This window comes from Devosia psychrophila, assembly GCF_000971275.1.
GTDB lineage: Bacteria > Pseudomonadota > Alphaproteobacteria > Rhizobiales > Devosiaceae > Devosia > Devosia psychrophila.
Genome location: NZ_LAPV01000151.1, coordinates 1 through 10,030, shown reverse-complemented (window position 1 = coordinate 10,030; position 10,030 = coordinate 1). Strand labels below are relative to the sequence as shown.

The window sequence follows — 10,030 nt, the reverse complement described above, 5'->3', positions numbered from 1 at the left end:
CTGCCACAGCCCGAGGCTGATCACCGGCAGCTTCAGCCCCGATTTGCCCGAACGGCGGTATTGCATCGTATCATAGCGTGCCGTATCGGCCCGATAGGTCATGGTATTCTCCAGCAATTTCTCGATTTGGCCCCGGACCAATCGAGATTCAGCCGATGCTGGCCTGCAAATGGCGGTTTCTGCGCTTCCGGTCCTCACGTACTCGAACGTACGCTCCGATCCGGTTCTCGAAAACCGCCATTTTCGGCTCAGCCTGGGCTGAATCTCGATTGGTCCCGGTGACCGGGCAATGGTATGAGCGGGCCGATGAATGAGAAATCGGCTCCTATGAACGCCAATCTGCCCCAGACCCCGCTGCCATACAAGGTGATGGCGATCTATAAATTTGCCGATCTGCCGGACGCCGAGGCGATTCAGCCTGTGCTGGCCAAATTCTGCTGTGCGCGCGATATCCGCGGCACGCTGATCCTGGCGCCCGAGGGCATCAACGGCACAGTGGCGGGGACTGTGGAGGCGGTGGACGCGCTGGCGGGATGGCTGTTTGCCGGCGAGGTGTTCGGCGGCAGGCTGGCCGGTGCCGAAGTCAAATATTCGACCGCTATTGAGATGCCATTCCTGCGCATGAAAGTGCGGCTGAAGCCGGAGATCGTCACCTTGCGCGCGCCGGAGGCCAACCCGGCGAAGTCGGTTGGCACCTATGTCGAAGCGCAGGACTGGAACAGCCTGATCGAGCGCAATGACGTGGTGCTGGTCGATACGCGCAATGACTATGAAGTGGGGCTCGGGACGTTCCAGCGCGCACTCGACCCGGCGACCAAGAGCTTCACCGAGTTCAAGGACTATGTCGCCGAGCATCTCGATCCGGCGCGCGACAAGAAGGTCGCCATGTTCTGCACCGGCGGCATCCGCTGCGAAAAGGCGTCGAGCTACCTGCTGAGCCAGGGCTTTGAGGAAGTGTTCCACCTCAAGGGCGGCATCCTCAAATATCTCGAAGTGGTTCCTGAGAACGAAAGCCGTTTTGCCGGCGAATGCTTCGTGTTCGACGAACGCGTCTCGGTCGGCCATGGCTTGGTCGAAGGCGATGCCACCCTCTGCCGCGCCTGCCGCCATCCGTTGACGGCAGACGATCGTGCCAGCGCGGACTATGTCGATGGCGTCAGCTGTGCCTATTGCGTCGGCGAAGCGGACAAGCATGCCGCGGCGGCTGAGCGGCAAAAACAGATGGACTTGGCAAAACTACGCGGCGCGGCTCATTTGGGCGATGACGCGGCGAAGTTGGCTTCTCGGCGCAAGGCCGAGAAGCGAGCACAGGCCGAGGCGTCGCGGGAGCGGAACAGGGCGGATTGAGCCAATGGCACATGACTTTATAATCGCCGGCGGTGGCTCCGCTGCGTCGGTGGCGGCGATGCGGCTGGTGCGCGAGTTCGGATTTTCGGTACTGCTGCTGGAGCGTGGGCCGGCCACCACCAACCGGCTGATGGCGATGCCCGCTGGCTATATGAAATTCCTGGCACGCGACGATTTTCTGGAAATGCACCAGACCGTGCCGCAGCCGCAACTGGGGGGCCGGGCGCCGATCGTGCCGGTCGGCAAGGCGCTGGGCGGCGGCAGCGCCGTCAATGCCATGGTCTATATGCGGGGCCAGGCCGAGGATTATGACGGCTGGGCTGCCGGGCTGGGCAATGACGGCGCGTGGTCCTATGCGGACATGCTGCCGTATTTCACCGGCATCGAGGCCAACAGCCGCTTCAACGACCAGTATCACGGCATCGGCGGCAATCTGCGCGTCTCGGAGCCCGGGCATATTTCGCCGACCACCGAGCAGTTCCTCATGGCGGCACAGGCAATGGGCCATCGATACAACCCCGATTTCAATGGCGCCCGTCAAAACGGCGTCGGCATCATGCAGCACACCTATGGACAATGGGGCCGCTACAAGGAGCGCTCGGATGCCAAGAGGGCGTTCCTCGACGATCTGGCGCATGACAAGCGGCTGACCATCATCACCGGCGCCCGGGTCGATCGGATCGTGGTCGAGAATGGGCGCGCTGTCGGCGTCGAGTATGAGAAGGACGGCGCGACGCAGACCGTGCGGGCGGAGCGCGAAGTGCTGGTGGCCTCCGGCACCTATAACAGCGCCAAGCTGATGATGCTAAGCGGCATTGGCCCGGCCGATCACCTCCGTCAGCATGGCATCGCGGTGGTGGCCGACATTGCCGGCGTCGGGCAGAACCTGCAGGACCATCACGAGGTTCCGGTCATCGCCACCACCAAGGGCCCGTCCGGCTATTTTGGCCAGGACAAGGGCTGGAACATGCTGCGCAACGGGTTGCAGTATATGCTGTTCAATTCTGGCCCAGTGACCACGACCGGCATCGAAGCCTGCCTGTTCTTCGATCCCGACGGCGGCGACAGGCCGACCATGCAGCTCTATTGCGCGCCCATCGTCTATCTCGATCGCGACGTCAGCGCCGCCAAGCCGACCTGGGGCGTGACCTTTACCTCATGCCTGCTGCGGCCCAAGGCGCGCGGCACGGTGAAGCTGCGCTCGGCAAATCCGGTAGATCAACCGCTAGTGAACTGCAATTTCTTCGGTGATCCCGATGACCTGCGGTTGACCGTCAAGGCGCTGGAAACGGCGCGCAGGCTGCTCGACACCGAGCCGTTCAAGTCAGCCATCGCCAAGGAATTGCTGCCCGGCGCGGCGGTGATGGACGACCCGGCGGCGCTGGAGCGCTATTGCGGGCAGACGGTAAAGACCAACTATCACCCGGTCGGGACCTTGCGCATGGGGCTGGCGCGTGATCCGACGGCGGTGGTTGGCCCGGACCTCAAGGTGCGCGGCGTCGACGGATTGCGGGTGATCGACTGCTCGATCATGCCGCAGATCGTCTCGGGCAATACCAATGCGCCCGCCATGGCAATTGGCAGCAAGGCCGCGAGTTTGATTGGCGCCACTTATGTTTGAAGCGTTACCAAACTCGGTGTCTTCCCGGACTTGATCCGGGGTCATCTCGAGAAGTCTGGCCTGCCGCAAGGTGGCCAGTACGATCGACCTTGCAGCCGTAATTTATCTCGGGATGGGCCCCGGCTCAAGGCCGGGGTGACATCGTGGGTGGAATGGCCTTTATGCCAACCTCAGTTAAGCCCCCGTCAAGCATTGCCGATGATGATGCCGGCGGCAAACACCAGCGAGCCGCCGAGTACGACTTGCATCACGGCGCGCCAGAACGGTGTCTGCATGTAGCGGTTCTGGATGAAGGCGATGGCCCAGAGCTCGACCAGCACGACGACGATTGCGACGCTGGTGGCCATGGTGAAGTCGTGAATCATATAGGGCAGGGCGTGGCCGAGCCCGCCGATGGCGGTCATGATGCCGGCTGACAGGCCGCGCTTGATCGGCGAGCCGCGACCGGTGAGCTTGCCATCGTCGGAAGCAGCCTCGGTAAAGCCCATCGAAATGCCGGCGCCGATGGCGGCAGCGAGGCCGACGAGGAAAGTCTGGTGCGTATCGCCGGTGGCAAAAGCCGCGGCAAACACCGGCGCCAGGGTCGAGACCGAACCGTCCATCAGCCCGGCAAGTCCCGGCTGCACATAGGTCAGCACTAACTGGCGCTGCTGCTCGGTCTTTTCGACTTCGCGGCCTTCGGCGCCGAGCGCCGTGGCGTCGATCCGGTCGGCGGCATCGGCATGCTTGCGCTCCTGCGCAGCAAGATCGCCGAGCAGCTTGCGGATACCGGCATCGGTCACCTGCTTGGCAGCTTCCATATAGAAGCGGTAGGCGCCTTCTTCCATTTCCCAGACCTGCTGGCGTACGGTTGCAAGGTTCAGCGTCTTCATCAGCCAGATTGGTTTTCGAGCCATGAAGCCCTTCACATGCTCGCGGCGGATGGGCACCAGATGGCTGCCAAAGCGCTCGACATAGAGATCGAGCAGGCGACGGCGATGCTCGTCTTCCTCGGCCGCCATGCCCTCGAACAGCGCAGCCGAGCCGGGGTAGCTAACTGCCAGCCGGGTCGCGAATTCCGAATAGATGCGGCCGTCCTCTTCCTCGGCGGCAACCGCCAGCGAGAGGATTTCGCGTTCGGTCAGGCTGGTAAAAGCACGGCGGCTATCGGGCAGGAGCGAGAACATGGCGGGTCATACTTTGGAATGGTTCTAAACATTGATTAGAACCATTCCAAAGTGTTGGCAAGCCTGCGGGCCTCATACCAGCATCGACTGCTGCGCGAAAATCCCGGCCATGGCGCCGTTGGAGGTGGCGAGCGTTACGCTGGCCATCGGGTTGGCGAGGTCGCCGGCGGCGTAGATGCCGGGGACCGAGGTCTCGCGCCGGTCGTCGACTTTGAGGACTACGCCCATAGGACCATCGACGGTTTCCAGCCCCAGCGCTTCGTGCAGGTTGGCCGAGGGCTTATTGCGCGGATGGGCGAACAAGACGTCGACCGCAACATTGCGGCCGGTATCGAGATTAACGGTGCTGAGCTTGCCATCCTGATGCGCTATTTCGGCGAGCTTGCCATCGACCACCTCGACGTTGCGGGCGATCAGGTCGGCGCGAACCTCAGCCGAAATGTCATGCCCATCGGCAAACATCGTCAGGTGCTCGGTCCAGTCGTGGAACAGCATCACCGCGTGCTGCGAATGAGCGCTCGACCAGACCAGGCCCCAATGCTTGCCGGCGACTTCGAAGCCGTCGCAATAGGGGCAGGGCACGATGGATTTGCCCCAGCAATCGGCATAGCCGGGAATGGCAGGCATCTGATCGACCACACCATAGCTGAGCAGCAGGCGCCGTGCCTTGAGGGTTTGGCCTTCATTGGTGGTGACCGAGAAATCGTCAAGCGCGCCGGAGATGTTTGCGGCGCGCGCATTGACGAATTTGATCGTCGGATAGCGCTCCAACTGCTGGCGCGCTTCGGCCAGAATATCCAGCGGCGCCTTGTGGTCGTGGCCGAGCAGCCCATGCGAATGGGGCGCGAAGCGATTGCGCGGCAGGCCGGTATCGAGAACCGTGATGTTGCGGCGGGCGCGGCCCAGTTGCAGCGCAGCGGCGAGGCCGGCAAAGCTCCCGCCGATGATGAGGACGTCATCCATGATGATGGACTCCATGGTGTGGATGAAGAGGGTTTGGCGTGGCCTGGTTGGCAATGTCCGCGATCGAAACGCGCTCGAGGCGGGCCGCCAGCAGGGCTTCGGCGTCAGCGATGAACTCACCCATCACCGCATTGACGGTGCGGACAATCCCACACTGGATGTCACCGGGATCGCTCTCGGTGCGGATCAGCAGGCTCTCGCCCATGGCGCGGTAGATCGCATAGAGGCTGATGTCCTTTGCCGGACGCAGCAGCCGCCAGCCGCCATCATGGCCCTTGCTGGAGCCGACAATGCCAGCCTCGCGCAACTCGCCGAGTACGCGGCGCACCACCACCGGGTTGGTCATCAGGCAGGTGGCGAGCGTGGTGGAAGTGATCGCCTCGTGAGGCTGCTTGTGCAGATGAACGAGGGCGTGCAGGGCGAGGGAGAGGCGACTGGAGCGTTTCATGTAACTAATATTGTTACATTAGTGCTGACTGTCAACCCTGACCGCGCTTCGTGGCTTTCCACACTCCGCCGCGATGCTATGATCCGGCATCGCTCCAGGAGGGATTTCGATGAAGACGCTACTTGCCGGCATGGCGATCACGCTGGCCGCCAGCACGGCCGCACTGGCGTTTGACGCAGAAACCCAGGCGATCATCGACAAGCACAAGGCCGGCAAGCTGGTCGTCATCGCCGATGTCGCCCATCTGATGCTGGCGAGCGCCAAGTGGTGTTACGACGATCAGGACCACAGCTGCGCCTGGACCGAGGTCTATCTCGAGGTCACCGACTCCGCCGCGACTTTCGAGCTCGGCAATAGCTGGGACGCGGAAACCGACTATGCGCTTACCGACGAGGGCGCGTTCAACGACAACAAGATCTGCCAGACCGGGATGAACTGGGTTCCCAACCTGCGCGGCACGCGACGCAGCGACGGCACCTCGATCGGCGGGCGGCAACTGCATGCCTTGAAGCAGGCGGTTGCCGAGTCACGACCCGATCTCGAAAGCTACGACGATTGCTTTGATTATCTCTACGTGTCGTCAGACCCGGCGCAGCAGTTGGTGACGCTGCGGCAGCGGCAATATGTCGATGGCGTGCATGATCCGCTGAACGATGTCGAGGTGACGGTGCATTTCAATGCCGAGGATGCGGCGGGGCTGACGCTGCGGCTTTAGATTGGGCTTTGCGCCTAAAGAGCCATCGCTACCCCCACCCGACCCCTTCGGGGCCACCCTCCCCACAAGGGAGAGGGATAAGAAAGAGTTGTACGCGCTGAACGACGGCGTCCCTCCCCTGAATGGGGAGAGATTGAGGGTGGGGTGATGGATGGGTACAATGCCCGGACTTAGATCCGCCCATCTTTTAGCGACGTCGCCAGCGGCTCCGGCCGTTCCACCGGGGTCTGGATATCCACTGTCCGGCCCTCGCGCGACGCAACTTCAAATGCTTCCATGACCTCCAGCACGTGCAGCGCCAGATCGCCATTGGCGCGGTGCGGGCGGTTGTCGAGAATGCCTTGGGCCATGTCGGCGACGCCGAGCGAGCGGTAATTGCCATCGGCATAGGGCTGGGTGACCGGTACCGGCGTCCATGCTTCTTCGCGGCCGCGCTTTTTGAGCTCGAGGTCACCGCCGAAGAAATTGGGATCGGGAATGATCAGGCTGGCCTCGGTGCCATAGAGTTCGAGCGGCACGTGCTTGTGGCCGGCGACATCAAAGCTCATGCCGACCTGCACTATCGCGCCATTGGCAAAGCCCAGCGCCCCTGTGACATGGGTGTCCACACGCACGTCCATGATCTCGCCCATCTTGGGCTCGGATAGGACAGGGCGCTGCAGGCGAAGGCGCGACGCCATGGCGGAGACGCGAGCGACGGGGCCAAGCAGGTTGACCAGGTCGGTGATGTAATAGGGACCCATGTCGAGGACCGGGCCGCCCCCGATGTCGTAATAAAACGCCGGATCGGGATGCCAGGCCTCGTGGCCGGGGGCCTGCATGAAAGCGGTGCCTCCCACCAATTGCCCAAGCACGCCGCTATCGACCACGGCGCGCGCCTGCTGGTGCGAACCACCGAGGAAAGTATCGGGCGCCGAGCCGATGCGCAGGCCGGCCTTGTTGGCGGCGTCGAGCAGCTTGCGGCCTTCGGCATAGGTGATGCCGAGCGGCTTTTCTGAATAGACATGCTTGCCGGCAGCCAGCACCCGCAGGCCGACCTCGACATGGGCGCGCGGAATGGTCAGGTTGACCACCAGCTGGATTTCGGGACTGGCCAGCATCTGCTCGATGCTCATCGATTTCAGGCCAAATTCGCTGGCCCGAGCCTCGGCGGCTTCCGGCCGCATATCGGCCAGCCCCTTGATGTCGAGAACCGGAAACCCGGCCATGTTCTCGTGGCCGGTAATGGCCCGCAGATAGGCCGACGAAATATTGCCAGTGCCGATAAAGCCGACACCGAGGCGCTTGGTATTCATAGCGCGCAGTCCTCCCTGACGTACGTACGGCAAACTAACCAGAGGAATTGCGCCGCGCCAGAGCGTTGGGAGGTTTATTTGGATCGGACAGAATGCTCAGATAGGGGTGATGACGTCGATCAGGATGCCGTCCGGATCGGCGAGCATGAAATGGCGCTGGCCGAAGACCTCGTCGCGCAGCGGCTGGATGACGGTCAGGCCCGACGCGGTGATCCGCTCGTGCTCCGCTGCAGCATCTTCGACATAGAGGCTGAGGAGCACGTTTGTGCTGATGCCACGTGTGGACTCGGGAATACTGTCGTGATCCTGGTCGATCAGCGCGATCTCGAACGGATGGTCGGCCGTGGCGCGCAACTGGATGTACCAGTCGCTACTGAAGATACGGGCGAAACCGAAATGCGTCTCGTAAAAGCGAGCGCTGGCTTCGACATCTGTAACCTGGAATAGCGGGTATAAACTATTGGTCTTCATGGGACCTCCTTGTATCCGAGCTGTAAAATACATACGGTATGTACATAATATGGCAAATAACATACAGGCGGTGTGCATGCAAGGTAACTTGAGGCGTAGTCAGAGCGAGAGAAGGGAGCAGACCCAGCGTGCGCTTGTATCGGCCGCGCGGGCACTGTTTGCCGAAAAGGGCTTTGCGGGCACCAGCACGCCTGAAATCGTCACTGCTGCCGGGGTAACCCGAGGCGCCTTGTACCACCATTTTGCAGACAAACTGGCGCTGTTCGAGGCGGTGGTCGAGGAGGAACACCTGCTGGTTTCAATGTCCATTAACGCCGCCGAGAGTGATGAAGAACCGGGTCCGATCAAGGCGTTGCTGGCGGGCTGCGATGCCTTTCTCAACGCCATGCAGGACAGCGGGCGGCGGCAGATCATGTTGATCGACGCGCCGGCGGTATTGGGGCGTGCCAAGGTGGACGAGATCGATGCCCGGCATGGCATGGAAACGCTGGTGTGCGGCCTGCGTGATGCGATGGACGCAGGGGCATTGCGCAAGGTGCCGGTGGAGGCCCTGGCGCAACTGTTCGGCGCCATGTTCGACCGCGCGGCATTGGCCGCGCCCGAGGACGTGGCGGACTACCGCAAGAGCATCAAGGCGCTGATCCGGGGGCTGAAGGCTTAGGCATTTTGAAGAGGGGTACCCCCACCTCGCCTCCCCCCGATGAGGGGGAGGAATTCTATCGAGTGTGAGACGCAATGGTGCCAGCCTGCTCTTTTCCCTCGGACTTGATCCGAGGGTCTCATGACGCTGGCGCTGTGTTGATAGTGGCCCTCGGGTCAAGCCCGAGGGAAGAAGCGGGGGGTAGGGCGAGACGATAGAATTTGGTCGTTCAGGATTGTTGTTCCAGCATCTTCACCCGCGCGGCCAACTGCTGGACGGCCATGATCAGCGGCGCGATGAAGGCGTCGTAGCGCAGGCCCTGCTCGCTTTCGAGGTCTGCGGGATCGACCAGGATATGACCGGCGAAGTCCGTGTCGCCGAGGGCCGACTGTACCTGCTGGGCCAACAGGCCGTAGTGGGTGCGAACGCCGGGGCGGGGCGAGCCACCCTCATTGCCGCCCACCAGCCAGCGGTATTTCATCGGCTGCAGCGCCAGGATGAAATCGAGGCCTAGATCGCTCGGCTCGATGTCGGTTTTCTGGCGCGCGTCCGAAGTCTGGATCGTCCCGGTGGCGGCCCAGACGGCGGACCATCGCGCGCCGGATGCGCCGAGGGTCACGGTATTGTCGCTGGCGGGCCGGAAGCTCGCCCCGACCGTCGCTATGCCGGTCGCCGCGCTAACGGTCAGTGCATTGATCCAGGTTGAGCCGTCGGGGCTGACCTTGAGGCGCCAGTTGTCGTCTCCCGCCAGCCCCATTTCGGCGCGGCCCGACCAGTTGGTCTGGTACAGCAGGCTCGCCGTGTCCCCCGCAGCGGCCTTGTTGATCTTGAGCTGATGGCCATTGCCGGCATGGTTGAGCAATGTCGCGGCTGACGAGACAGCGAGGCGGTTGGTGCTATCGGCGCTACTGTTGATGCCCAACCTGGGCAGGGCGGAGCCGAGCGAGGCGATAGGCGTCCACACACCGGCGTCGAACACATATTGGGTCCGCTCGGCTTTGACATAGACCTGCCAGCCGACGGCCGGATCGAGAAAGCTCCAGGCGCCGGACTGGAACGCGGCAATCTCGTCGGTGTGACCGGCCCAGGCGTCGGTCGCCGACCCTGGCACGATCCAGGCTTCTCCCTCCAGTGGCACGGTGGGCGGTGTGGTCAGTGTTCGGCTTTCGGCAACGGGCTGCACCAGGGCATCGAGCGCCTGGATGGCCTCGTTATGCGTGACATGCTTCTGTGCCTGACTCGGCATGATAAAGGGCAGCGTGAGGCGGGGTGTATGGTCCATCGGGATCTCCTTTGGGGGGGAGTATCCGGCTGGTCAGAGGGGGAGGGGATAAAGTGGGGTCGGCGCGGGCGCGATTGGCACC

At 62.7% G+C, this 10,030-nt stretch carries 10 protein-coding genes; 4 read left to right on the top strand and 6 right to left on the bottom strand.

Features of this window, described 5'->3' with window-relative positions:
• The first annotated feature begins 306 nt into the window (after positions 1-306).
• Together trhO and WH91_RS16995 are read left to right on the top strand one after the other, a co-directional pair.
• A complete protein-coding gene (gene trhO, locus WH91_RS17000; RefSeq protein ID WP_425285327.1) occupies positions 307-1,347 on the top strand; it encodes an oxygen-dependent tRNA uridine(34) hydroxylase TrhO in 1,041 nt (346 codons plus the stop codon).
• A 4-nt stretch (positions 1,348-1,351) separates the two neighbouring features.
• Positions 1,352-2,968, top strand: a complete 1,617-nt coding sequence (locus WH91_RS16995; RefSeq protein WP_143077989.1) for a GMC family oxidoreductase — start codon at positions 1,352-1,354, stop codon at positions 2,966-2,968.
• Between the two features lie 185 nt (positions 2,969-3,153).
• Here the strand turns inward: WH91_RS16995 and mbfA are convergent, their stop codons facing one another.
• The 3 genes from mbfA to WH91_RS16980 all read right to left on the bottom strand — a co-directional run bounded on the left by mbfA (position 3,154) and on the right by WH91_RS16980 (position 5,545).
• Complete coding sequence (mbfA, locus tag WH91_RS16990; protein WP_046172206.1) at positions 3,154-4,134, bottom strand: iron exporter MbfA; 981 nt, start codon at positions 4,132-4,134, stop codon at positions 3,154-3,156.
• 72 nt (positions 4,135-4,206) lie between these two features.
• On the bottom strand, positions 4,207-5,097 hold the full coding sequence (locus tag WH91_RS16985) for an NAD(P)/FAD-dependent oxidoreductase (protein ID WP_046172205.1): 891 nt from the start codon (positions 5,095-5,097) through the stop codon (positions 4,207-4,209).
• Positions 5,090-5,545: an RrF2 family transcriptional regulator gene (locus WH91_RS16980; RefSeq protein ID WP_046172204.1), complete on the bottom strand. Its 456-nt coding sequence runs from the start codon at positions 5,543-5,545 to the stop codon at positions 5,090-5,092. The genes WH91_RS16985 and WH91_RS16980 overlap by 8 nt, the downstream gene beginning before the upstream one ends.
• A 109-nt stretch (positions 5,546-5,654) precedes the next feature.
• Here WH91_RS16980 and WH91_RS16975 point away from each other — a divergent pair, with 109 nt between their 5' ends.
• Positions 5,655-6,260, top strand: coding sequence for a hypothetical protein (locus WH91_RS16975; protein ID WP_046172203.1), 606 nt, complete (start codon positions 5,655-5,657; stop codon positions 6,258-6,260).
• A gap of 170 nt (positions 6,261-6,430) precedes the next feature.
• Here WH91_RS16975 and WH91_RS16970 read toward each other — a convergent pair whose 3' ends face one another.
• Entirely contained in the window at positions 6,431-7,555 is a 1,125-nt protein-coding gene (locus WH91_RS16970) for a Gfo/Idh/MocA family protein (RefSeq protein WP_046172202.1), read from the bottom strand.
• A gap of 96 nt (positions 7,556-7,651) precedes the next feature.
• Entirely contained in the window at positions 7,652-8,026 is a 375-nt protein-coding gene (locus WH91_RS16965; RefSeq protein WP_046172201.1) for a VOC family protein, read from the bottom strand.
• An 88-nt stretch (positions 8,027-8,114) separates the two neighbouring features.
• Here WH91_RS16965 and WH91_RS16960 point away from each other — a divergent pair, with 88 nt between their 5' ends.
• A complete protein-coding gene (locus tag WH91_RS16960) occupies positions 8,115-8,687 on the top strand; it encodes a TetR/AcrR family transcriptional regulator (RefSeq protein ID WP_244542290.1) in 573 nt (190 codons plus the stop codon).
• Between the two features lie 208 nt (positions 8,688-8,895).
• Here WH91_RS16960 and WH91_RS22760 read toward each other — a convergent pair whose 3' ends face one another.
• On the bottom strand, positions 8,896-9,948 hold the full coding sequence (locus tag WH91_RS22760; protein WP_052952913.1) for a DUF2793 domain-containing protein: 1,053 nt from the start codon (positions 9,946-9,948) through the stop codon (positions 8,896-8,898).
• Positions 9,949-10,030: the final 82 nt, after the last annotated feature.